This window comes from Actinopolyspora mzabensis (assembly GCF_900101095.1).
Taxonomy (GTDB): Bacteria; Actinomycetota; Actinomycetes; order Mycobacteriales; family Pseudonocardiaceae; genus Actinopolyspora; species Actinopolyspora mzabensis.
Genome location: NZ_FNFM01000007.1, coordinates 1 through 22,354 on the forward strand (window position 1 = coordinate 1; position 22,354 = coordinate 22,354).

The 22,354-nt window shown below is 69.5% G+C and carries 21 protein-coding genes and 1 pseudogene; 1 reads left to right on the forward strand and 21 read right to left on the reverse strand.

All coding sequences use genetic code 11. The features are described 5' to 3' along the window. The 13 genes from BLR41_RS12565 to pyrR form a co-directional block, all read right to left on the reverse strand. Positions 1 to 423 (reverse strand): S-adenosylmethionine synthetase N-terminal domain-containing protein (locus tag BLR41_RS12565; RefSeq protein ID WP_281240955.1); only part of this gene is annotated, 423 nt, incomplete at its 3' end. A 107-nt stretch (positions 424 to 530) separates the two neighbouring features. Beyond that, a complete protein-coding gene (gene coaBC, locus BLR41_RS12570) occupies positions 531 to 1,799 on the reverse strand; it encodes a bifunctional phosphopantothenoylcysteine decarboxylase/phosphopantothenate--cysteine ligase CoaBC (RefSeq protein ID WP_092628413.1) in 1,269 nt (422 codons plus the stop codon). After that, positions 1,796 to 2,062, reverse strand: coding sequence for a DNA-directed RNA polymerase subunit omega (rpoZ, locus tag BLR41_RS12575; protein WP_342745375.1), 267 nt, complete (start codon positions 2,060 to 2,062; stop codon positions 1,796 to 1,798). Before rpoZ ends, coaBC begins: the two co-directional genes overlap by 4 nt. A 215-nt stretch (positions 2,063 to 2,277) precedes the next feature. Beyond that, positions 2,278 to 2,907: a guanylate kinase gene (gene gmk, locus BLR41_RS12580; protein ID WP_092628415.1), complete on the reverse strand. Its 630-nt coding sequence runs from the start codon at positions 2,905 to 2,907 to the stop codon at positions 2,278 to 2,280. Next, complete coding sequence (mihF, locus tag BLR41_RS12585) at positions 2,904 to 3,221, reverse strand: integration host factor, actinobacterial type (RefSeq protein ID WP_092628730.1); 318 nt, start codon at positions 3,219 to 3,221, stop codon at positions 2,904 to 2,906. The genes gmk and mihF overlap by 4 nt, the downstream gene beginning before the upstream one ends. Before the next feature lie 564 nt (positions 3,222 to 3,785). After that, positions 3,786 to 4,106 carry a hypothetical protein gene (locus BLR41_RS12590; protein WP_092628417.1) on the reverse strand — a complete coding sequence of 107 codons (321 nt, stop codon included), beginning with the start codon at positions 4,104 to 4,106 and terminating at the stop codon, positions 3,786 to 3,788. A gap of 51 nt (positions 4,107 to 4,157) precedes the next feature. Continuing rightward, a complete protein-coding gene (gene pyrF / locus BLR41_RS12595) occupies positions 4,158 to 5,003 on the reverse strand; it encodes an orotidine-5'-phosphate decarboxylase (RefSeq protein WP_092628419.1) in 846 nt (281 codons plus the stop codon). Further along, the gene (carB, locus tag BLR41_RS12600) at positions 5,000 to 8,377 is read right to left on the reverse strand and encodes a carbamoyl-phosphate synthase large subunit (protein ID WP_092628420.1); all 3,378 of its coding nucleotides are present in this window, start codon (positions 8,375 to 8,377) and stop codon (positions 5,000 to 5,002) included. The genes pyrF and carB overlap by 4 nt, the downstream gene beginning before the upstream one ends. Further along, positions 8,377 to 9,498, reverse strand: coding sequence for a glutamine-hydrolyzing carbamoyl-phosphate synthase small subunit (gene carA / locus BLR41_RS12605; protein ID WP_092628422.1), 1,122 nt, complete (start codon positions 9,496 to 9,498; stop codon positions 8,377 to 8,379). Before carA ends, carB begins: the two co-directional genes overlap by 1 nt. After that, positions 9,495 to 10,073: a PH-like domain-containing protein gene (locus tag BLR41_RS12610; protein WP_092628424.1), complete on the reverse strand. Its 579-nt coding sequence runs from the start codon at positions 10,071 to 10,073 to the stop codon at positions 9,495 to 9,497. The genes carA and BLR41_RS12610 overlap by 4 nt, the downstream gene beginning before the upstream one ends. After that, entirely contained in the window at positions 10,073 to 11,419 is a 1,347-nt protein-coding gene (locus tag BLR41_RS12615) for a dihydroorotase (RefSeq protein WP_092628426.1), read from the reverse strand. Before BLR41_RS12615 ends, BLR41_RS12610 begins: the two co-directional genes overlap by 1 nt. Further along, positions 11,416 to 12,348 (reverse strand): aspartate carbamoyltransferase catalytic subunit, encoded by a 933-nt coding sequence (locus BLR41_RS12620; protein WP_092628731.1) that lies wholly within the window; start codon positions 12,346 to 12,348, stop codon positions 11,416 to 11,418. The genes BLR41_RS12615 and BLR41_RS12620 overlap by 4 nt, the downstream gene beginning before the upstream one ends. Then, a complete protein-coding gene (gene pyrR, locus BLR41_RS12625) occupies positions 12,348 to 13,025 on the reverse strand; it encodes a bifunctional pyr operon transcriptional regulator/uracil phosphoribosyltransferase PyrR (protein WP_092628429.1) in 678 nt (225 codons plus the stop codon). Before pyrR ends, BLR41_RS12620 begins: the two co-directional genes overlap by 1 nt. A 263-nt stretch (positions 13,026 to 13,288) precedes the next feature. Between pyrR and bldD the strand changes: the two genes are divergently transcribed. Further along, positions 13,289 to 13,777 carry a transcriptional regulator BldD gene (gene bldD, locus BLR41_RS12630; protein ID WP_043574581.1) on the forward strand — a complete coding sequence of 163 codons (489 nt, stop codon included), beginning with the start codon at positions 13,289 to 13,291 and terminating at the stop codon, positions 13,775 to 13,777. 447 nt (positions 13,778 to 14,224) lie between these two features. Here the strand turns inward: bldD and nusB are convergent. The 8 genes and pseudogenes from nusB to BLR41_RS12670 form a co-directional block, all read right to left on the reverse strand. Further along, positions 14,225 to 14,668: pseudogene (gene nusB, locus BLR41_RS12635) on the reverse strand (transcription antitermination factor NusB); the annotation flags it as partial. Between the two features lie 75 nt (positions 14,669 to 14,743). Further along, positions 14,744 to 15,304, reverse strand: a complete 561-nt coding sequence (efp, locus tag BLR41_RS12640) for an elongation factor P (protein ID WP_092628434.1) — start codon at positions 15,302 to 15,304, stop codon at positions 14,744 to 14,746. Between the two features lie 92 nt (positions 15,305 to 15,396). Continuing rightward, positions 15,397 to 16,506, reverse strand: coding sequence for a M24 family metallopeptidase (locus tag BLR41_RS12645; protein ID WP_092628436.1), 1,110 nt, complete (start codon positions 16,504 to 16,506; stop codon positions 15,397 to 15,399). 340 nt (positions 16,507 to 16,846) lie between these two features. Next, positions 16,847 to 17,536 carry a formylglycine-generating enzyme family protein gene (locus BLR41_RS12650; RefSeq protein WP_092628732.1) on the reverse strand — a complete coding sequence of 230 codons (690 nt, stop codon included), beginning with the start codon at positions 17,534 to 17,536 and terminating at the stop codon, positions 16,847 to 16,849. A 205-nt stretch (positions 17,537 to 17,741) separates the two neighbouring features. After that, positions 17,742 to 18,836 carry an ABC transporter ATP-binding protein gene (locus tag BLR41_RS12655; protein ID WP_092628734.1) on the reverse strand — a complete coding sequence of 365 codons (1,095 nt, stop codon included), beginning with the start codon at positions 18,834 to 18,836 and terminating at the stop codon, positions 17,742 to 17,744. A gap of 75 nt (positions 18,837 to 18,911) precedes the next feature. After that, complete coding sequence (gene xylB / locus BLR41_RS12660; RefSeq protein ID WP_092628438.1) at positions 18,912 to 20,342, reverse strand: xylulokinase; 1,431 nt, start codon at positions 20,340 to 20,342, stop codon at positions 18,912 to 18,914. Further along, a complete protein-coding gene (locus BLR41_RS12665) occupies positions 20,339 to 21,364 on the reverse strand; it encodes a zinc-dependent alcohol dehydrogenase family protein (RefSeq protein WP_092628440.1) in 1,026 nt (341 codons plus the stop codon). The genes xylB and BLR41_RS12665 overlap by 4 nt, the downstream gene beginning before the upstream one ends. Positions 21,365 to 21,380: 16 nt before the next feature. Continuing rightward, a complete protein-coding gene (locus BLR41_RS12670) occupies positions 21,381 to 22,205 on the reverse strand; it encodes a DeoR/GlpR family DNA-binding transcription regulator (RefSeq protein ID WP_092628442.1) in 825 nt (274 codons plus the stop codon). Positions 22,206 to 22,354: the final 149 nt, after the last annotated feature.

Consider the following 22,354-nt stretch of genomic DNA (forward strand, 5'->3'; position numbering starts at 1 on the left):
CGAGGCGTAGCCGAACATGAGCCCCTGGTCACCGGCACCCTGCTGGGCGATCTCGTCGATGACACCGTCGACACGGGACTCGTGCGCGGTGTCGACACCCTGACCGATGTCCGGCGACTGCGCGTCGATCGAGACGTTGATGCCGCAGGAATCGCCGTCGAAGCCCTTGGCCGAGTTGTCGTACCCGATCTCCAGGACCTTCTCCCGCACGATCGCGGGCAGATCCACATAGGCCGCGGTGGTGACCTCACCGGCCAGGTGCACCTGGCCCGTGGTGATCATGGTCTCCATGGCCACCCGCGAACGCGGGTCCTGCGCCAGCATCGCGTCCAGGATCGCGTCACTGATCGAGTCGGCCATCTTGTCCGGGTGGCCCTCGGTCACGGACTCACTGCTGAACAATCGACGCTGGTCGGGTCCCATCGACAAACCTCATCGCACCGCGCGGCTGGTGACGTCGGACATCGGCCCGCGAGACCGGGACGGTACCCGTTCACGCGGGCGAGCACTCCGACGTTTCGGTACGAATTCTAGGCTCGGCGATCCGGAGCCGCAGCGAACTGCTCGGCCACCGCGTCCCACACCCTGGCGGCGAGCAACGTCTTGGAACCGTGCGGCACGGGATGCTCGACGCCCGAGGAGGCAAGCAGCCATCCCGCGTTGTCCTCGACCTCGAAAGCACGACCGTCGCCGACCGCGTTGACCACCAGCAGGTCGCACCCCTTGCGTACGAGCTTCTTGCGGCCGTACTCCAGCACCGTGGTGTCCGGATCTCCGGTTTCGGCCGCGAATCCGGCGATCACCCCGGTACGCAACCGACCGTTCGCGCGCTGCTCGACCAACTCCCCCAGCACGTCCGGATTGCGATCGAGTCGGACCGTCGGCGGTTCGCCCTCGGTTTTCTTGATCTTGTGCTCGGCGCTCTCGGATGGCCGGAAGTCGGCCACCGCGGCCGACATCACCACCGCGTCGGCGCCGTCGGCGACTTCGAGCAGTTCGGAACGCAGTTCCCGGGCCGTGCCGACCCGCCGCAGCCGGACACCAGCCGGAACCACCAGGTCGGAGGTGTTCGCGGCGACCAGCGTGACTTCGGCACCGCGATGTGCCGCGACCCGCGCCAGGGCGAACCCCTGTCTGCCGCTGGAACGGTTGCCGAGGTAGCGCACCGGATCCAGCGGTTCCCGCGTCCCGCCCGCCGATACGACGACGTGGCGGCCCGTCAGGTCGCGCGGCAGCCCGGCGGGCTCAGCCAGCAGCAACCGCGACAGATCGACGATCTCACCGGGATCGGGCAGGCGTCCCTTGCCCGAATCGGCCCCCGTCAACCGGCCGCTGTCCGGCTCGGCGACCACGACTCCCCTGGAACGCAGCACCTCGACGTTGTGCCGGGTGGCGGGATGCTCCCACATCTCGGTGTGCATGGCGGGAACCAACAGCACCGGGCAGTGCGCGGTGAGCAGTGTCGAGGTGAGCAGATCGTCGGCGAGCCCGTTGGCGGCCCGGGCGAGCAGGTCGGCGGTGGCCGGAGCGACCACCACCAGATCCGCCTGCTGACCGAGCCGCACGTGGGGCACCTCGGGCACGTCGTCGAACACGTCGGTTCGCGCCGGATGCCCGGACAGCGCCTCGAACGTGGCCGCTCCGACGAAGCGCAACGCGGCGGCGGTGGGCGCCACCCGGACGTCGTGACCGCTCTCGGTCAGCCCACGCAGCACCTCGCATGCCTTGTAGGCGGCGACACCACCACTCACACCGAGAACGACGCGGGGCGCGTCACGCGCCTCCTGCTCGTCGCTCACGCGCCCTCGGAGTGCTGCAGCACACCCGCGTGGATCTCGCGGAGCGCGATGGACAGCGGCTTCTCCCGCGGCCCCGGCTCGACCAGCGGCCCCACGTACTCCAGCAGCCCCTCGCCGAGTTGGGCGTAGTAGTCCTGGATCTGCCTGGCCCGCTTGGCGGCGAAAATGGCCAGCGCGTACTTGGAGCTGACGTTGTACAGCAGATCGTCGATGGGCGGGTCGGTGATTCCCTCGGCCGCGCCGCTGCTCGACTGGGACTGGATGTTGGAAGACTGGCCGCCGGGGAAGGCGGTCAGCGAGTTGGGGATGCTCACGTGTGTGGCTCCTGTGCTCTCCGACGGCGATCAAATTGGTCGGTCCGAGTCCCCACGGCCCGGCGCGCGGAACCGTATCGAACCACCGGACGGCACTCGAAGGGGCCGCTCTGGTGAAACGCTCCGCCCCACGGCGCCGCCGGGGCGAGCGGAGCGTACGAGGTCTACCGATCGTTCGAGGGCAGCGGCTGCCCGGGAGGGGGACCGACTATCAATCGTACCAACTCGTCCACCGCTCTCCGCACATCGGCGTTGACCACGGTGGCATCGAACTCGGTACGGGCGGCCAGTTCGGCCCGGGCCGTTTCCAGGCGCTGCCGCACCACCTCGGAGTCCTCGGTCATCCGCCCGGTGAGCCGATGTACCAGATCGTCCCAGGACGGCGGCAGCAGCATCACCAGCCGGGCATCGGGCATGCTCCGCCGCACCTGACGAGCGCCCTGCAGTTCGATCTCCAGCACGGCGGGACGTCCTGCCGCGAGCGCACGCTCGACCGGCGCACGAGGAGTGCCGTAGTAGTTGCCCGCGTACCGGGCGTACTCCAACATCTCCCCCGCCGCGACCATGCGTTCGAACTCGGCACGGTCGACGAAGTGGTAGTGAACCCCGTCGATCTCCCCGGAGCGGGCGGGACGGGTGGTCACGGACACGCTGAAGTAGATATCCGGTGCCTGTTTCCGCAGTTCGTCGAGCACGCTCGACTTGCCCACACCGGAAGGTCCGGATACGACGGTGAGCCGGGGCGTACCCGTCGAGGCACGCCCCGGCAGCACGCCGTCGTCCGCGTCGATCACGCCCCGTTGAACTCGGCGAGCAACGCCTTGCGCTGACGCTCGCCGAGACCACGAAGCCTGCGGCTACTAGCGATCTCCAGCCGCTCCATGATCTGTTGCGCGCGGACCTTGCCCACGCCGGGAAGGGCCTCCAACAGCGCGGAGACCTTCATCTTGCCGAGGGTCTCGTCGTTGTCGGCACTGTCCAAGACCTCGGCCAGGCTGGTCCCACCGCGCTTGAGGCGCTCCTTGAGCTCAGCGCGGGCGCGACGGGCGGCAGCCGCCTTTTCGAGTGCCGCAGCCCGCTGCTCCTCGGTCAGCTGGGGAAGGGCCACCATGTCCTCCGTGATGTGGGTTTTCTTGATCGGTGCGGCGACGGTACCGACCCAGGTCAGCTCGCTAAAACGCGGGTCCGCCTTTTTCGAGTCGGTTTCATCGGTTCTCCCGTCGCCCGGCCTCTCGGGTGGCTCGCCCACGACGCTGACGACCACCGGCCGCTGCAAGTACTACCAACAACGAGCCCGAAGTGCACTAACCCGGGGCAAAACTGGCCTCAACTGTTCGATTTCCGGGCGGTTGAGCGACGCTGAGCGATTCATCGCAGGTCAGTACCCGCCGCGAGGAGCACTTCGCGAAGGCTCGCGCGTGACCGCGAACACCGGAGAGCGGGAACCGGCGCGGCGTCCCCGAATCACCGCCGGACCGAGGTGGCCCATCCCTGCCCGTTCGAGCGAATTCACCGAAGAGTGGCCGATATCACTCCTCGACGCGATCGTTCGCGCGACCGGCGATCGGGCGAACGAGTGACACTCACCGCCGGGCGGTGGGCTCCACCCGCCGAACGCACCACCAGAGCGACAGCAACGCCACGACCGCGAGCAGCACATAACAATCCCCGATCAAATGCTGCGCGGGTGTCCAGGCCAGTTCGCGGCGCTGCCCGTGCGGCAGGAAGTGACAGGGAACCAGGACGAGTTCGACACGGGCCGCGCCAACGCGCCCATGACCGACTGGTCGCTGTCGCCTCCGCCGAACAGGTAGACGAGGCACAGCGCGCTCAGGACGAGCGGCAGCATCAACGAGGCGAGCACGAGCGAGGCGCGCCGACGCCGAACCACCGACGCGCGGAGGAACTTGGCGACGCGTCGACTCGGTCTTCGGCGCCCCGCTACGGATCCGAGGGGTTCGTGGCTCTTCGTGGTGGCTGTGTCGGAGGACACGGCCGGGATTCGATCATCACGAATCCCGGCCGCGCGGGCATGCCGCGGGATTCACTGTCCGAACACACCGGCGAGGTCGGCCCGCATCCGGCGGGTGGCCGCGCGGATCTCCGCCACGTCGGGACCGTGCCGCAGCAGCTCGCGGGCGGCCGCAGGCAGCACGTTGGGCAGCATCCCACCGAAGACCGAACACAGCCCTTGCACGGTGGCTCCCTGTGCCCCGAGCCCGGGTGCGAGCACGGGGCCGTTCAGAGCGGTGAGATCGAGTTCACCCGGCCGCACCGTGGCACCGGTGACCACACCGACGTGCCCCATCGGCTCCGCTCCCGCGTTGCTCTCCGCGGCGGCGTCCACGATGGACTGGGCCACCGTCCTCCCCTCCGAGGTGACCGAGCGCTGCAACCCGACCGCCTCCGGGTTGGAGGTGCGGGCCAGCACGAAGACCCCCCGACCGGTCTGCGCGGCGATCCCCAGGGCGGGCGCCAACGAGCCGTACCCCAGGTAGGGGGAGACGGTGATCGCGTCCGCCGCCAGCGGCGAGGAGTCGTCGAGGTAGGCGGTGGCGTAGGCGGTCATGGTGGACCCGATGTCGCCACGTTTGACGTCGTGGACGACCAACGTGCCCGTCTGAGCGCACTCGGCCACCACCCGTTCCAGCACCGCGAGCCCGCGGGAACCGTAGGTCTCGAAGAAGGCGGACTGCGGCTTGACCACAGCGACCTCCTCGCCCACGGCTTCGAGCACGGTCATCGCGAACCGCTCCAACCCGGCGGGTGTCTCCTCCAGCCCCCACGCGTGCAGCAGCGCGGGATGGGGATCGATCCCCACGCAGAGCGGCCCCCGAGCGTGCACGGCCTCGGCGAGCCGCTGCCCGAAGGCCGCGTGCACCACCGTCATCGGGTCTCACCACTCCGATCGCTCCGCAGCGCCGCCTGCAACCGCTGCAGCGGCCGCACGCCGATGTTGCCGCGGATGGCGGCCTCCACGCCCTGCACCGCCGCCGCGGCGCCCTGCACGGTGGTGATGCAGGGGACGTCGCGGGAGACGGCGGCGGTCCGGATCTCGTAACCGTCCACCCTGGGCCCGGGGTTGCCGTAGGGGGTGTTGAAGATCATGTCGATCTCGCCCGCCTTGATGAGGTCGATGACGTCGCGGTCACCACCGGGGGCGGTTCCGGAGGGTGCGGAGATGTCGGCCGGGTCCTCGTTGTGCTTGCGGACAACGCCGCAGGCGATGTCGTTGCGCCGCAGGATCTCGGCCGTTCCCGAGGTGGCGCAGATGTCGAACCCGAGGTCGGCGAGGCGCTTGACCGGGAACACCATCGAACGCTTGTCCCGGTTGGCCACCGAGACGAACACGCGGCCCGAGGTGGGCAGCGAGCCGTAGGCACCGCTCTGGGACTTGGCGAACGCCTGGCCGAACGCGGTGTCGATGCCCATCACCTCGCCGGTGGACTTCATCTCCGGCCCGAGCAGCGAGTCGATGCCGTGTCCCTCCGGGGTGCGGAACCGGTGGAACGGCAGCACGGCCTCCTTGACCGCGACCGGGGCGTGCGGCGGCAGGTCGGCCCCGTCGCCGTTCGGCGGCAGCATGCCCTCTGCCCGCAGGTCGGCGATCTTGGCACCGAACATGACCCTGGCCGCGGCCTTGGCCAGCGGGGCAGCCGCCGCCTTGGACACGAACGGCACGGTGCGCGAGGCGCGCGGGTTGGCCTCCAGCACGTAGAGCACGTCGTCCTTGAGCGCGTACTGCACGTTGAGCAGCCCGCGCACCCCGATCCCCTCGGCCAGCGCCTCGGTGCAGCGCCGGACCTTGTCGATGTCCTGGCGGCCGAGGGTGATGGGCGGCAACGCGCAGGCCGAGTCGCCGGAGTGCACCCCGGCCTCCTCGATGTGTTCCATCACGCCACCGATGTAGACGTCGGTCCCGTCGCACAACGCGTCCACGTCGATCTCGATCGCGTCGTCGAGGAAGTTGTCCACCAGCACCGGGTGCTCCGGGGTGACCTCGGTGGCCCTGGCGATGTAGTTCTCCAGCGAGGTCTCGTCGTAGACGATCTCCATGCCGCGGCCGCCGAGCACGTAGGACGGGCGCACCAGCACGGGGTAGCCGATGTCGTCGGCGATGCGCTTGGCGCCCTCGAAGGAAGTGGCGGTGCCGTAGCTCGGGGCGGGCAGTCCCGCCCGGTTGAGCACCTCGCCGAACGAACCGCGGTCCTCGGCCAGGTGGATGGCCTCCGGCGCCGTTCCCACGACGGGCACCCCGGCTTCGGCGAGCTTGCTCGCCAGCCCCAGCGGTGTCTGGCCGCCGAGCTGGACCACCACCCCGGCGACGGTGCCCGAGGCCTGCTCGGAGTGCACGACCTCCAGCACGTCCTCGAAGGTCAGCGGCTCGAAGTACAGCCGGTCCGAGGTGTCGTAGTCGGTGGAGACGGTTTCCGGGTTGCAGTTGACCATGACCGTCTCGTACCCGGTGCCGCCGTTGTCGGGGGCGGCGCGCAACCCCATGGCGGCGTGCACGCAGGAGTAGTCGAACTCGATGCCCTGGCCGATCCGGTTGGGGCCGGACCCGAGGATGATCACCTTCGGCTTTTCGCGCTGCCGGGCCACCTCGGACTCGGCGGCGGCGTCGGACTCGTAGGCCGAGTAGTGGTACGGCGTGGCCGCGGCGAACTCGGCGGCGCAGGTGTCCACGGTCTTGTAGACCGGGCGCACACCGAGCCGGTGCCGCAGCGAGCGAACCCCCTCCTCACCCGCGAGTTCGGGGCGCAGCGCCGCGATCTGCCGGTCGGAGATCCCGGCGCGCTTGGTGCTGCGCAACAGCTCGGCGTCCAGCACGGGAGCGGCCAGGATCTGCTCGCGCAGCTCCACCAGCGAGGCGATCTGGTCGATGAACCAGGAGTCGATCCCGGAGGCCTCGTGCACCTGGGCCACCGTGGCGCCCATGCGCAGCGCTCGCTCGACGGTGTAGAGCCTGCCGTCGTGGCCGTCGCCCAGCTCGTCCAGCGTGGAGTCCAGCGTCACGCCCTCCGGGTCCGGCACGGTCCAGAAACCGGCGCGGGAGGACTCCAGCGAGCGCATCGCCTTGCCCAGTGCCTCGGTGAAGTTCCGCCCCAGCGACATGGCCTCGCCCACGCTCTTCATCGTCGTGGTCAGCCGGGTGTCGGCGCCGGGGAACTTCTCGAAGGCGAACCTGGGCGCCTTGACCACGACGTAGTCCAGCGTGGGTTCGAAGCTGGCCGGGGTCTGCTCGGTGATGTCGTTGGGGATCTCGTCCAACGAGTAGCCGATGGCCAGCTTCGCCGCGATCTTGGCGATCGGGAAGCCGGTGGCCTTGGAGGCCAGCGCCGAGGAACGCGAGACCCGCGGGTTCATCTCGATGACGACCATGCGGCCGGTGCTCGGGTGGATGGCGAACTGGATGTTGCAGCCACCCGTGTCCACGCCCACCTCGCGCAGCACGTCGATGCCCACGTCGCGCATGTGCTGGTACTCGCGGTCGGTCAGCGTCATCGACGGGGCCACGGTGACCGAGTCGCCGGTGTGCACGCCCATCGGGTCGACGTTCTCGATCGAGCAGATCACGACCACGTTGTCGGCGTGGTCGCGCATCAGCTCCAGCTCGTACTCCTTCCAGCCGAGCACGCTCTCCTCGATGAGCACCTCGTGCACCGGGGACTCGGTCAGTCCCAGCGAGGCCATGCGCTCCAGTTCCTCGTGGGTGTGGGCCATGCCCGAACCGAGTCCGCCCATCGTGAAGCTGGGCCGGATCACCACCGGCAGCCCGCGCTCGGTGACGAAGTCGCGCACCTCGTCCATCGAGTTGCACACCTTGCTCTCGGGCACACCGCCGCCCACGGAGCGCACGATGTCCTTGAACCGCTGCCGGTCCTCGCCGCGCTGGATCGCGTCGACGTCGGCGCCGATCAGCTCCACCCCGTACTTCTCGAGCACACCCCGCTCGTACAGCGCCACGGCGGTGTTCAGCGCCGTCTGCCCGCCCAGCGTGGCCAGCAGCGCGTCCGGACGCTCGGCGTCGATGACCTTTTCCACGAACTCCGGGGTGATGGGTTCGATGTAGGTGGCGTCGGCGAACTCGGGGTCCGTCATGATCGTGGCCGGGTTGGAGTTGACCAGACTGACCCGGATCCCCTCCGAGCGCAGCACCCGGCAGGCCTGGGTTCCGGAATAGTCGAACTCGCACGCCTGGCCGATCACGATCGGACCGGAGCCGATGACCAGAACGTGGTTGATGTCGGTCCTCTTCGGCATCAGCGTGCCTCGCTCATCAGTCGTACGAAGGAGTCGAACAGGTTCGCCGCGTCGTGCGGCCCGGCGGCGGCCTCGGGGTGGTACTGCACGCTGAACGCCGGGGTGTCCAGCAACCGCAGCCCCTCGACGGCGCCGTCGTTGGCGCAGTGGTGGCTGACCACCGCGCGACCGAATTCGGTGTCGAAGTGCTCGCCCGGCTCGCCGCGCACGGCGAACCCGTGGTTCTGCGCGGTGATGGCGACCCGGCCGCTGTCGGAGTCGATCACCGGAATGTTGATACCTCGGTGCCCGTAGGGCAGCTTGTAGGTTCCCCTGCCGAGCGCGCGCCCGAGGATCTGGTTGCCGAAGCAGATCCCGAACAGCGGCAGGCGCCGCGAGAGGATCTCCCTGGTCAGTTCGACCGCGTGGTCGGCGGTGGCGGGATCGCCCGGGCCGTTGGACAGGAACACACCGTCGGGTGCCACGGCCGTGATCTCGGACAGCGAGGAGCCCAGCGGCAGCACGTGCACCTCGATGCCGCGTTCGGCGAGCATCCGGGGCGTGTTGGACTTGATCCCCATGTCCAGCGCCGCGACCGTGAACCGGCGCTCCCCGACCGCGGGCACCACGTAGGACTCGGTGGTGGTGACGTCGCCCGCCAGGTCGGCACCCAGCATCTGGTCACCGGAGACGACCCGGTCGATCATCTCCCGGTCGTCGGTGACCTCGGCGCCGGAGAATATGCCCGCGCGCATCGCGCCCAGTTCCCGGATGTGTCGCGTCAACGCGCGGGTGTCCAGGTTCGCTATGCCCACCACACCCTGGGTACGCAGCTCGTCCTGCAGCGAGCGGGTGGCACGCCAGGAGGACGGCTTGCGCGCGGGGTCGCGTACCGCGTATCCGGCGACCCAGATCCGTCCGGACTCGTCGTCCTCGTCGTTCCAGCCGGTGTTGCCGATCTGCGGCGCGGTGGCCACCACGATCTGCCGGTGGTACGAGGGATCGGTCAACGTCTCCTGATAGCCCGTCATGCCGGTGCTGAAGACGACCTCACCGAAGCAAGAGCCCTCACTTCCGAAGGCCTCGCCGCGAAAGATCCGGCCATCCTCCAACACCAGGGCGGCGGGGGCCTGCGCGGTCATGTTTCCTCCTGCCGCTCAACGGCGGCCTCGTCGTCGTGCTCGGAATCGGAATCGGTGGTCGCGGTGGGCCGCAACGCCCTGATCGCGCTCACCCACTCGGCGGGATCGGTCTCGTCGCCGTGGCGGAAGCCGCTGTCGAGCAGCTCGGCCGACGAGGAATACCCGTCCGGGCGCCACGTGATCACCAGCATGCCGACGCCGGGGACCACCTTGTTGGCCAGCTTGTGATCGACACGGGCGTCGTGCAGTGCCGAAACCGGTATCCAGAGCGGCTCATCGCCCGCTCGGTCCAGCAACACCCCCGTGCGGTAGAGCCTGGCGGTGGCGCTCGCCCGGTTGCCGAGCGTGGCCGCGGTGACCCGGTTCTGCCAGTCACCGGCCACGGTGGTGCCCACGTACAGGCCCACCGAGGCGGGCAACAGCTCGGGCAGCGAGTCCAGTCCCGGCGGCACCCCCGGCAACGAGCCCGCCAGCTCGTCGTGCTCGCGTTTGCGCCTGTTCCAGCCCTTGCGCATCCCGTAGATGACCAGGGCGGCGAGGGCGGCCAGCCCGATCACCCAGAGCGTTCGTGCCATCAGGACCGCCCTCCGATCGGTTCGACCTTGCCGTCGCGTGCGGTGATCCGTCCCTCGGAGATCGTGGCCAGCACGCGCCCCGGCAGCACCATCCCCTCGAAGGGGGTGTTGACCGCGGTACTCGCCAGCTCCGCGCCGCGCACCGTCCACTCGGTGTCCGGATCGACCAGGGTGAGGTTGGCCGGTTCCCCCACGCCGATCGGCCGCCCCTGCCGGGACAGTCCGGCGACGCGGGCGGGCGTCTCGCTCAGCACCCGGGCCACACCCCGCCAGTCCAGCAGCCCGGGACGGACCATGGTGCGCACCAGCACCGACAGCGCGGTCTGCAACCCGAGCATGCCCGGCCTGGCCGCCGACCACTCGCAGTCCTTGTCCTGGTCGGCGTGCGGTGCGTGGTCGGTGGCGACGCAGTCCACGACGCCCTCGGCGAGTGCCGTGCGCAGCGCGTGCACGTCCTCGTCGGTGCGCAACGGCGGATTGACCTTGTAGAGCGGGTCGTAGGTCTCCAGCAGCTCGTCGGTCAGCAGCAGGTGGTGCGGTGTGACCTCCGCCGAGACCGAACCCGCCGTCGAACGGGCCCGCCACCACCGCAGGAAATCCGCGGTTCCCGCGCTGGAGACGTGGCAGACGTGCAGCGAGCCGCCGGTGTGCTCGGCGAGCATGCAGTCCCGCGCCACCACGGACTCCTCGGCCGCGGCGGGCCAGCCCGCCAGCCCGAGCCGCGCGGCGTTCGGCCCCTCGTGGGCCTGCGAACCAGGGGTCAACCTCGGGTCCTGGGCGTGCTGCGCCACCACACCGTCGAAGGCACGGGTGTACTCCAAAGCCCGCCGCATCAGCAGCGGGTCGTCCACGCAGTGCCCGTCGTCGGAGAACACGCGAACCTCCGCTGGCGAGCGCGCCATCGAACCGATCTCGGCCAGTCGCTTCCCGTCCAGTCCGGCCGTGACCGCGCCGACGGGGCGCACGTCGACCAGACCGACCTCGCGACCACGGCGCCGCACGTGCTCGACGACCACCGCGTTGTCGGCGACCGGATCGGTGTTGGCCATGGCCAGCACCGCCGTGTAACCACCGAGCGCGGCGGCCGTCGAGCCGCTCTCGACGGTCTCGGCGTCCTCCCCGCCCGGTTCCCGCAGGTGGGTGTGCAGATCCACGAAGCCGGGAAGCAGCACCGCGCCCCCGGCGTGGACGATCTCGTCGGCGTCGGTACCGGAGTGCTGCCCGATTCCGACCACGACGCCGTCGTCGATCAACAGGTCCACCGGATCCCCGGTGCCGTAGGGGCGTACTTCGCGCAGCAGTATCCGCCGCCCGGAAGCGCCCGTGGGGTGCTCGTTCTCGGTCACGCCGTGCTCTCCTCTCCGGCCAGCAGGTGGTACAGCACGGCCATTCGCACGTGGACCCCGTTCCGAACCTGCTGTTCGACGGCCGCGCTCGGCGAGTCGGCCACTCGCGGCGCGATCTCCATTCCGCGCAGCATCGGCCCCGGGTGCAGCACCACCGCGTGCTCGGGCAGTTTCGCGGTGCGCGCGGCGTTGAGGCCGTAGCCGATCGAGTACTCCCTGGCCGTCGGGAAGAACCCACCGTTCATGCGCTCGGCCTGCACCCGCAGCGCCATCACCGCGTCGAGGCCGGGCAGCTGCGGATCCAGCTCGTGCGTGACGGTGGCTCCCCAGCTCTCGATCCCGTCGGGCACCAGCGTGGGGGGCGCGATCAGCACGACCTCGGCACCGAGGGTGCGCAGCAGGTGCACGTTGGAACGCGCCACCCGGCTGTGCAGCAGGTCACCGACGATGCCGACGCGTCTGCCGGACAGCTCGCCGAGTCGCTCTCGCAGCGTCGCGGCGTCCAGCAGCGCCTGGGTCGGGTGCTCGTGCATCCCGTCGCCGGCGTTGACGACTCTCGTTCCGGTGTGGTCCAGCCACTCCGCGAGTCGGTGCGGGGCTCCGGAGGCGCCGTGGCGCAGGATCACGCAGTCCGCGCCCGCCGCCGAGAGCGTGAGCGCGGTGTCCCGCAGCGACTCGCCCTTGCCGGTGGAGGAGCCCGAGGCCGACACGTTGATCACGTCGGCGCTCATCCACTTGCCCGCCACCTCGAACGAGACCCTGGTGCGGGTCGAGTTCTCGTAGAACATGGTGATCACGGTGCGACCACGCAGGGTGGGAAGCTTGCGCACCTCCCTGCCGAGCAGCGTCTGCTTGAGCGTGTCCGCGGTGCCGAGCACCGTGTTCACGGTCTCGCCGTCCAGCCCGTCGGCCGTGAGCAGGTGCCGTATCACTGTTTTCCTCCGGCCGATTCTGCTGTTTCGGTTCCCGATTCGGTGTCCGGCTCCCGCCCGGAGGTGGCAGTCGACGAGGTGGCACCCGACGAGCTATCCGGGCGACGCAGCAGCACCGCGTCGGTGTCGTCCACCTCGGTGAGCCGCACCGCGACGTCCTCGCTGCGCGCCGTCGGCACGTTCTTGCCCACGTAGTCGGCGCGAATGGGCAGCTCGCGGTGCCCGCGATCGACCAGCACGGCCAGCTGCACCGCACGGGGGCGCCCCTGGTCGCGGAGCGCGTCCAGCGCGGAACGAACGGTGCGGCCGGAGAACAGCACGTCGTCGACGAGCACGACCAGCGCGTCGTCGACGCCCCCGGTGGGCACGCTGCTCGGTTCCAGCGGGCGATTCGGCTGCTGGCGCAGGTCGTCGCGGTACAGCGTGATGTCCAGGGCCCCGGTGGGAACCGAGACACCGCTGAAGGTGTCGATGCGCTCCGCGATCCGCCGTGCGAGCGGCACTCCCCTGGTGGGAACTCCCAGCAGCACGACGTGTTCGGCGCCGCTGTCGAGCGCGGTCTTCTCGATGATCTGATGGGCCATTCGGGCGACGGTGCGCGCGACGTCACCGGCCGAAAGCAATTCGCGCTCTCCGGCCGGAGCCGCCGCGTCCGCCGATTGGCGTGACGCCACGGAAGGACCTCCTTCCCCGCCTCACTGGACGGGCCGTTAAAGGACGCCAGGAGCCCGGCAGCTGCCGGGCTTGCCTTGTACGCTATCAGCGTCGGGGGGTCAACCGCCGGGGTGGTGTAACGGGATTCGTGCCACACTCACTCGAAGAGCAGCTTGACCTGGTGACGCTCGCGAGCGAATATTACTCTCCGTATCAATACTGAGCGTTCCTCCCCGACAACTTGAACTAGGCTGACGGGGCGAATGAAACGGAGAACCGCCACATGGGCGACTACGCCAAGGCGCTGGGCAGCAAGCTCCGCGCTATCCGCCAGCAGCAGGGTCTTTCGCTGCACGGCGTCGAGCAGAAGTCAGGCGGGCGGTGGAAGGCCGTGGTCGTCGGGTCTTATGAACGAGGTGACCGTGCGGTCACCGTGCAGAAACTCGCCGAGCTGGCCGACTTCTACGGTGTTCCGGTAGCCGAACTGCTGCCGGAGGGGCGGGTTCCCTCCAGCGCGGAACCCGCGACGAAGGTTGTGATCAACCTCGAGCGGCTGCAACAGCTTCCCGCGGAGAAGGTGGGGCCACTGGCCCGCTATGCGGCCACGATCCAGAGTCAGCGAGGTGACTACAACGGCAAGGTGCTGTCCATCCGCACCGAGGACCTGCGTTCCCTGGCCATCATCTACGACATGTCGCCGGGCGAACTCACCGAGCAGCTCATCGACTGGGGCGTCCTTCCCCCCGAGGCCCGTCCGGCCCGCGAGGAGTGACGAACCCGTGGTCCGCACTCGTTCCGACACGGGTGCGGGCCACACCGGTGTCCGCCGGTCGTTGGGTCGACGCGACCGCTGCTGACTGCTCCGGGTTCTCGTCGGGCGGGTCCGCCCGACGAGAACCCGGAGTCAGTCGATGTGACAGCGCGAATCCGATTCGAACGCGCCCCTCCCCCGGACCGGGGGTGCTCTCGCGACGTGCGCCGCCCCAGCCGTGCCCAAGACGAGCACCGCACGACAGCCGCGGGATTCGAAACGTCAGCCACCGCCGGAAACGCCGAAGCGCCCCTGGCCGTCCTCGGTGCGGCGGGACGGCGACATCGAGCGATAACCGGAAACACCGATCGGTGCGGCCCGACCGGGAAGTCGCGGTCAGCGCTCCGAGGTCGTGGAGGACTCCGTGTCGTGGTCGGAGTCGTGCTCGGCCGCGACCGTGTCCTGCTCCTCGGCCGAGGTCTCCGCGGAACCACGCAGCGATTCCCGCTGCTGTTCGTCGATACCGGCCAACCTGCCGAGCACTCCGTTGACGAAGCGGGGCGTGTCGTCCGTGGAAAGCGCCTTGCCCAGCTGCACGGCTTCGTCGATGACCACGGCAGGGGGAATGTCGTCTCCCCACAACATCTCGAAGAAACCCAGGCGCAGCACGGCCCGGTCCACGACCGGCATCCGGGAGAGCGCCCACCCCTGCGAGTACTCGACGATCAGTTCGTCGATCCGTTCGCGGTGTTCGGCCACCCCGGATACGAGCGTGACGGCGTAGTCACCGACGACCGGCGCCTCGGTAGAACCGACACGCTCCCGGAGCAGCGTGTCGGGGGGAAGTTCGCGTAGATCGGCCTCGTAAAGCACTTCCACCGCGCGTTTGCGGGCCTTGCTCCGTTCGCCCAACTCACACCCTCTTTTCGGCAGCGCACGGTCCTGGAAAGCCCAACCGGACCAGCATACCGGCCGACCGTGAGCCGGTCACTTGACGCGTCCCAGATAACGGCCGTCCCGCGGGTCCACCCGGATCTTCTCGCCACTCTCGATGAACAGCGGGACCTGCACGGTCGCACCGGTTTCGAGTTCGGCGGGCTTGTTGCCACCGGTGGAACGGTCCCCCTGCACACCGGGGTCGGTGTGGGCGATGGTCAGCTCCACCGAGGCGGGCAGCTCCACGTAGAGCGGCTCGCCCTCGTGCCGGGCCAGGGTGACGGTGCTGTTCTCCAGCATGTAACCGGCCGCGTCCCCCACGGTCTCGGGCGAGACGCTGACCTGGTCATAGCTGTGGGGGTCCATGAACACGTAGTCGACGCCGTCGTTGTAGAGATAGGTCATCTCGCTGCGGTCGACGTTGGCGGTCTCGACTTTGATCCCGGCGTTGAAGGTCTTGTCCACGACCTTGCCGGAGAGCACATTCTTGAGGGTGGTGCGTACGAAGGCACCGCCCTTGCCCGGCTTCACGTGCTGGAAACTCGTGACGGTCCACAGCTGCCCGTCGATGTTGAGCACGATTCCGTTTTTCAGGTCGTTCGTGGTGGCCACAGTCGGAGTCTCTCCTGTGCTAAGGCTACAGATGTTCGCCGATTCGAGCTGGCGCGCGACCGAGAAGCGGGATCGAGCGCACGTTGTCACACCTAGAGAATGACGAGCTCCTTCGTCGTCAAGGTGAGCAACTCCGGCGTGTCCGCACGCGCGACCAGCGTGTCCTCGATGCGGACGCCGCCCCGCCCAGGCAGATACACACCGGGCTCGGCGGTGACCGCCATTCCGGCCTCGATGGTACCCGCTCCGCGTTGGGACAACGCCGGTGCCTCGTGGATCTCCAGCCCCACGCCGTGCCCCAGGCCGTGCGAGAACCGCTCACCGTAACCGGCCTCGGTGATCACGTCGCGGGCCGCGGTGTCGGCGTCGACCACCTCGGTCCCCAGACGGATGGCATCCCGCCCCGCGGCCTGCGCCGTGGCGACGAGCTCGTAGATCTCGCGCTGCCAGTCGGCGGGTCGGCCCAGCACGACCGTGCGGGTCATGTCGGAGTGGTAGCCGTCCACGAGCGCCCCGAAGTCCATCTTCACGAAGTCCCCCGAGGCGAGTTCGGCCTCGGTTGGGCGGTGGTGCGGTACGGCCGAGTTCGCCCCGGTGGCCACGATCGTCTCGAAGGACGGCCCGGCGGCACCGTGGTCGAGCATCTGGCTCTCCAGCTCGCGCGCCACGGCGAGCTCGGTACGGCCCGGGCGTAGCCCGCCGTGCTCGATCAGTTCGGCCAGCGCGCGATCGGCCGCCGCGCATGCCGCGCGCAGCGCCTCGATCTCGTTCTCGTCCTTGATCAGCCGCAGGTTCTCCACCAGGCCGGGGGCGCGGACCAGCTCCACCCCTGGGGCGGTGCGGCTCAGCTCGTCCAACCCGTCCACCGTGACGTGTTGGCTCTCGAAACCCACCCGCCGGTAGGTTCCGGCCATCGACTCGGCGCGTCGGGCCAGTTCGGCCACACTGGCCCGGTCGATGAGGTGTTCCAGCTCGGGGACCTGCGCGGCTGCCTGCGTCTCATAACGACCGTCGGTGCAGAACACCGTGCGGCCCTCGTCGGCCGCGGCGTCGGCCGCGTGCACCAGCAGGGCCGCGTTGGATCCGGTGAAGCCGGTGAGGTACCTGATGTTGAGCAGGTCGGTCACCAGCATGGCGTCCACCTCGCGGTCGCGCAGGTGGCCCCGAAGGGATTCACGGCGATGTACGTGCGATTCGGGCATGCGGGCAGCTTAGTTCCCGACCGGTAACCGCCGCCCGGGCATGTGGGGTGCGGGACGTTTTCGAGCCGTTCACCAGCATCGCGGACATGGGAAGCCGTGACCGAGCTGTCATCTTCTCGTTTCCCGTCCGCACCGCCCCGAGCTGCCGCGAAATTCTCACCGGACCACTTCGCCGTGACGCCACGGGCAGCGGAAACGACGCTGGAGAAGCAGTAGCGCTCAGGCTGCTCGGGTGGCCACGGTCAGACGTTCGGTGATCCGGCCGTAGTAATCACCAATCACCCAGCACACTGACGTGGCTGCCGGCCGCGCTGGACGGACAGGAGCCTCACTGAAGCCCTCAACCGTTCTCGCGTTCCGGCACCACCCCGCGAGCTACGCGAAAGCCGATGTCGTCGAGCCGATTGGTCGGGTGGGTGCGGCGGCGCACCGAGGCGCGGCAGCTCCAGTGCTCGTCGAACCAGCCGCCGCCGCGCAGCACCCGGTAGGTGCCGTAGACCTCGGGATCGTAGAAGTCCCAGCACCACTCCCAGACGTTGCCGAGCGTGTCGTGCACGCCCCACGGGTTCGGCTGCTTGCGGCCCACTTCGTGCACGTGTTCGTCGGAGTTGTCGCGGTACCAGGCGATCTCGTCGAGTGGTCCGTAGCGCGGCCCGGTGGTGCCCGCGCGGCAGGCGTGCTCCCACTCCGCTTCGGTCGGTAGCCGGTAGCCGTCGGCGGTGGTGTCCCATTCGACGGAGTCGTCGTGCTCCTGCAGGCGGTAGGCGGGAGTCAGACCCCGCAGCCGGGACAGCGCGTTGCAGCAGCGGACGGCGTCCCACCACGAGACGCTTTCGACCGGGAGCTGGTCACCTCGTGCCGCGCTGGGCCGCAGTCCGGTGACTTCGGCGTAGCTGGCCTGCGTGATCGGGGTTGCGGCGAGGCGGTAAGGGGTCAGCTCGACCGACCAGCTTCGCCGCGTCCGGCGATCCGCGAGCACCGCCTGCCCCGGCGGCAGGTCGAGCAGCTCGATCTCGGTACCGACAGTCACGGGCGCTCGTTTCGACGAGTACGTTCGTTCGAAGGTGTCACCCCGCCCGGCAATCGCCGTTCCCGCCCCGGTGGGAACGAGCACGGCGATTGGTGAGATCCGATGTGGCCTGGGCGACTGCTGGAGACTACCGGCTCCCGGTACCGGGACGGCAAACCGTTTTCCACCACGCGATCACCCACGCGAATCGCTTCGAGGGCGGCTCCTAACCGGCCAACCGCTCGCCGTTGTCGGCGGAGAAGACGTGCACCTCGTCGGCGCGGAATCCCACCGTGACCCGCTCCCCCACCTTCGGCGGCGTGCGCGCGTCCAGCCGCACGATGAGCCGTTCCGAATCCCCGGCACCCTCGCCGCCGTCGACCACACCGTGGCACAGCGCCTCGGCGCCGAGCTCCTCCACCAGCTCCACCGTCATCGGGATTCCCTCGCTGCCCAGGTGCAGCGACTCGGGACGCATCCCGAGCAGCACCGTCCCGGCGCCCTCCTCGGCGGCGGCGCGCAGCGCCTCCCGCGACAGCGGCACCGTGGTGCCGCCGAGTTCGGCGCCGTCCTCGCGCAGCACCGCCCGTGGCAGGTTCATGGCGGGCGATCCGGTGAAGCCCGCGACGAACGCGTTGTTCGGGTGATCGTAGAGCGCACGCGGGGTGTCGCACTGCTGCAGCACGCCCTCGTGCAGCACCGCCACCCGGTCGCCCATCGTCATCGCCTCCACCTGGTCGTGGGTGACGTAGACGGTGGTCACACCCAGTCTGCGCTGCAACGCGGCTATCTGGGCACGCGTTGCGGAGCGGAGCTTGGCGTCGAGGTTGGACAGCGGCTCGTCCATGAGGAAGACCTGCGGCTGCCGCACGATGGCGCGTCCCATCGCGACGCGCTGCCGCTGGCCACCGGACAGCGCCTTGGGCTTGCGGTCGAGGAACTCCTCGATGTCGAGCAGCCGGGCGGCCTCGGTGACCCGCTCCCTGATCTCGGGCTTGCTCATTCCCGCGATCTTCAACGCGAAGCCCATGTTGTCGGCCACCGACATGTGGGGGTAGAGCGCGTAGTTCTGGAAGACCATCGCGATGTCGCGGTCCCGCGGGGCCAGCCGGGTGACCTCACGCGAGCCGATGTGAATACCGCCCCGATCGACGTCCTCCAACCCGGCCAGCATGCGCAGGCTGGTCGACTTGCCGCAGCCGGACGGGCCGACCAGCACCAGGAACTCGCCGTCGGCGATGTCCAGGTCGAGAGCGTTGACCGCCGGGGTGTCGGCTCCGGGGTAGTGACGGGTCGCGTCGTCGTAGGTGATCGTGGCCATCTCGCACACTCCTCTGCGGGGAGAATCCGCCCGGCCCTCGGAGGGTCCACCACCTACGGCCCCGGGCGGCGAATTTCAACCGTGGACGTCCGGATGCATCCGGTGCAGCGTCGAACGATGTGTCCGTCTGATTCGTGCGCCGTCCGATGCATCGGGGACCGGCAGTTCCACTTCGGTGTCGACCGCCCATTCCGGCGGTCGGTCGGTGCCCGCCAGCGTCCAGGCGGCCTGTCGCGCCGCGCCGATGGCGACGTACTCGGCGGGGGCCGGGACGGTGACCGGCACGTCGAATATGCGCGGCGCCGCACGGCGCACGGCCTCGGAACGGGCGGCGCCTCCGATGAGCAGCACGCGGCGCACCGGAACGTGCTGTTCCCGCAGCGCGTCCAGCCCGTCGGCCAGGCCGCACAGCATCCCCTCCACGGCGGCGCGGGCCAGGTTCTCGGGCGTCATGTTGTCCCTGCGGAGCCCGTGCAGCGTCCCGGCGGCGTCCGGCAGGTTCGGGGTGCGCTCACCGTCCAGATAGGGCAGCAGCGTCAGTCCGCCCGCACCGGGCTCGGCCGCGCAGGCGAGTCGGTCGAATCCCGCGCTGTCGGTGTCGAGCAGATCCGCGGTGGCGGTCAGCACCCGGGCCGCGTTGAGCGTGCACACCAGCGGCAGGAATCTGCCGGTGGCGTCGGCGAACCCGGCGACGGTGCCCTCCGGATCGCTGGTGGCCGTTTCCGAGCAGGCGAACACGGTGCCGCTGGTTCCCAGCGAGACCACCACGTCGCCGGGTGTGATGCCGAGTCCGAGTGCCGCGGCCATGTTGTCGCCGGTACCCGCCGAGACGAGCCGACCGGAAGGGGTGGTCCCGGCCGCCTCTCCCGGGGCGAGCACTCGCGGGGTGTTCGGCGAACGCCCGCCGAAGGCGCGGGTGAGCAGGTCGTGGCGGTAGCGTTCCTCGCGCGGGGACCAGTAGCCGGTGCCGGAGGCGTCACCGCGATCGGTAACGTACTCGCCTCCGGTGAGTTTGGCCGTGAGCCAGTCGTGCGGCAGCAGCACGTCGCTGACCCGGTCGGCCAGTCGCGGCTCGTGCTCGGCCATCCAGCGGAGTTTGGTGACCGTCAGGCTCGCCACCGGCACGGTTCCGGTCAGCTCGGCCGTGGCGGCGGCACCCCCGTACTCGGTAATGAGCTGCTCGGCCGCCTCCGCCGAACGAGTGTCGTTCCAGAGCAGCGCGGGACGCACCACCTCCCCTGCGGAGTCGAGCGCGACCATGCCGTGCTGCTGGGCACCGACGCCGAGGGCCGTCACGCCGTCCAACAAGCCGTCCGTGGCGTCGCACAGGGCGTCCCACCAGACCGCCGGGTCTATCTCGGTCCCGCCGTGATGCTCAGCAGTGCCGGTACGCAGGATCTTCCCACTCGAGGCGTCGCAGACGACCACCTTGGTGGACTGGGTGGAGGAGTCGATTCCGGCGACCAGTTCGTCGGAACCGAAGGTGGGTTCGTAATCGTTGTTCATCGACTGCCATCCTGCGACTGATGCGTCGAGTTCGGAAGGATCTGCAGTTTGCGACCGGTTCCGGCTCGGAACTTGCGGACCGCCTCCTCGTAGGAGTCCAGCGGGAAGGCGTCGCTGATCATGGTGTCCGCGTCGACCGCTCCGCTGCCCAAGAGCTCCACGGCACGCGAGTAGCTGTGCAGCACGGCCATGCTTCCCACGATGGTGATCTCGTCGTTGTAGACCCGGAAGGGGGAGAACGAGGCGGTGGCCTCGCCCGGGGCGACTCCGAACTGCTGGAAGGTGCCGCCGGGGCGGACCCTGCTCAGCCCGTCCTCGATCGCGGCGATGACGCCGGTGCAGTCGATCACGACCTCCCAGCCGTGGCGGTCGCTCAACGAGTCGGCCGTGGTCGCCGTGGCGTCGACACCGAGCTGCTCGGCCACCTTGAGACGCTCCTCGTTGAGGTCGACGACCGAGACCGAGGTGGCGCCGCCCCTGCGGGCGAGCTGGGCCATCAGCAGGCCCATGGTTCCCGCGCCGTAGATCAGGTAGTGCTCGCCGAGCTTGCGGGGCAGCCGGTCGAAACCGCGTACGGCGCAGGAGAGCGGCTCGATGAGCGCGGCCTGCGCGGCGGTCACACCCTCCGGAAGTCGGTGGCAGTTCGCGACGGGGGCCACCGCGTACTCGGCACAGGCACCGTCACGGGTGTTGCCGATGGCGTTCCAGTCCTCGCACAGATTGCCGTGCCCCAGCGAACAGTAGTGGCAGCTGCCGCAGAACAGCGAGGGGTCCACGGCCACCGCGTCACCGACCCGCAGCGAGGTCACCCCGTGCCCGAGGGCGGCCACCCGGCCCGCGAACTCGTGACCGGGCACGATCGGGTAGGGGGCGGGGGCGAAGTCACCGTCGACGATGTGGATGTCGGTGCCGCAGATACCGCAGGCGTCGACCTCGACGACGACCTCACCGGGGCCGGGTTCGGGGTCGGGAACCGTGGTGACCGACAGTTTTCCGGGTGTTTCGATAACCGCTGCGCGCACTGGAGTGCCTCGTTTCTCAATCTCGGACGGTGTCCCCGGGGAAGTCCTCGGTCGGGTCGACGGGCGTGACCCGCACTTCCGTACCGAATTCCCGGATGGCCGCTATTTCTTCTTCGGGAGTGGCCTCATCGGTGACCACCAGGTCGAATGCCGCGACGGTGCCGTGGGAGTAAGTGGCCGTCTTGCCGAACTTCGAGTGGTCGACGAGCAGCACACTGCGTTCGGCCGCCGCGCACATGGCTTCCTTGATCTCGGCGAAGTCCTGCATGGGGTGGAACAGGCGCCCGTCGGTGATCGCGGTGGCCGACATGACGGCCAGGTCGGCCCGCAGCCGGGAGAGCCCACGCAACACGTCCGGTCCGGTGCAGGAGTCGAACTCGCCCCGGAAACGCCCTCCCAGCAACAGCACCTCACGGTCGGCCCCCGAAAGGGTCCGCGCCACGCCGAACGAGTTGGTCACCACCGTCAGGCTCTCGACCGCGGTGAGCCTGCGGGCGCAGGGGAAAAGCGTGCTGGAGTCGTCCAGGATGACGGTGGTGTCCGGACGGACCTCGTCGACGGCCACCGCCGCCAGGGCCTCCTTCTCCGCGACGTGCAGGCCGACTCGGAACCTGGTCGCCGTCTCCATCGTCAGCGACGGGAAGGACTCCACGCGGCCCCGCAACTTGTGCAGCAGGTGCCGCGCGGCCAGGTCGTCGAGATCGCGGTGCATCGTCATCAGACTGACGCCGAAGTGCTCGGCCAGCTCGTCGATGCGTGCCCTGCCGCGGTCGACGACGAACCGCAGTACCTCCTGCCTGCGTTGCTCGACTGCTGCCTCGGACGGGCGGGCCGCGGCCATCTCCCCTCCCTTCGCTTCGCTGATTTCGGGGTGACCGGTCCGGTTTGCCCGGCCGGTCCAGTGGCGAAACCTCTCGTACCGCTCTCGCTGCGGGTGCCCCGACATCGGGTAGCGACCTACACAACGTCGGGGCCGTCCTCGCGAGAGCA

Excerpts from the sequence above, each read along its gene's own strand:
- carA (WP_092628422.1), bottom strand. The coding sequence starts at position 9,498 with ATGACCGCGCAGGCCCCCGCCGCCCTGGTGTTGGAGGATGGCCGGATC.
- xylB (WP_092628438.1), bottom strand. The coding sequence starts at position 20,342 with ATGAACAACGATTACGAACCCACCTTCGGTTCCGACGAACTGGTCGCC.
- BLR41_RS12655 (WP_092628734.1), bottom strand. The coding sequence starts at position 18,836 with ATGGCCACGATCACCTACGACGACGCGACCCGTCACTACCCCGGAGCC.
- BLR41_RS12670 (WP_092628442.1), bottom strand. The coding sequence starts at position 22,205 with ATGGCCGCGGCCCGCCCGTCCGAGGCAGCAGTCGAGCAACGCAGGCAG.
- bldD (WP_043574581.1), top strand. The coding sequence starts at position 13,289 with ATGGGCGACTACGCCAAGGCGCTGGGCAGCAAGCTCCGCGCTATCCGC.
- BLR41_RS12645 (WP_092628436.1), bottom strand. The coding sequence starts at position 16,506 with ATGCCCGAATCGCACGTACATCGCCGTGAATCCCTTCGGGGCCACCTG.
- pyrF (WP_092628419.1), bottom strand. The coding sequence starts at position 5,003 with ATGACGGTGGTGCACGCGGCCTTCGGGCAGCGGCTCGCCGAGGCCGTG.
- BLR41_RS12610 (WP_092628424.1), bottom strand. The coding sequence starts at position 10,073 with ATGGCACGAACGCTCTGGGTGATCGGGCTGGCCGCCCTCGCCGCCCTG.
- carB (WP_092628420.1), bottom strand. The coding sequence starts at position 8,377 with ATGCCGAAGAGGACCGACATCAACCACGTTCTGGTCATCGGCTCCGGT.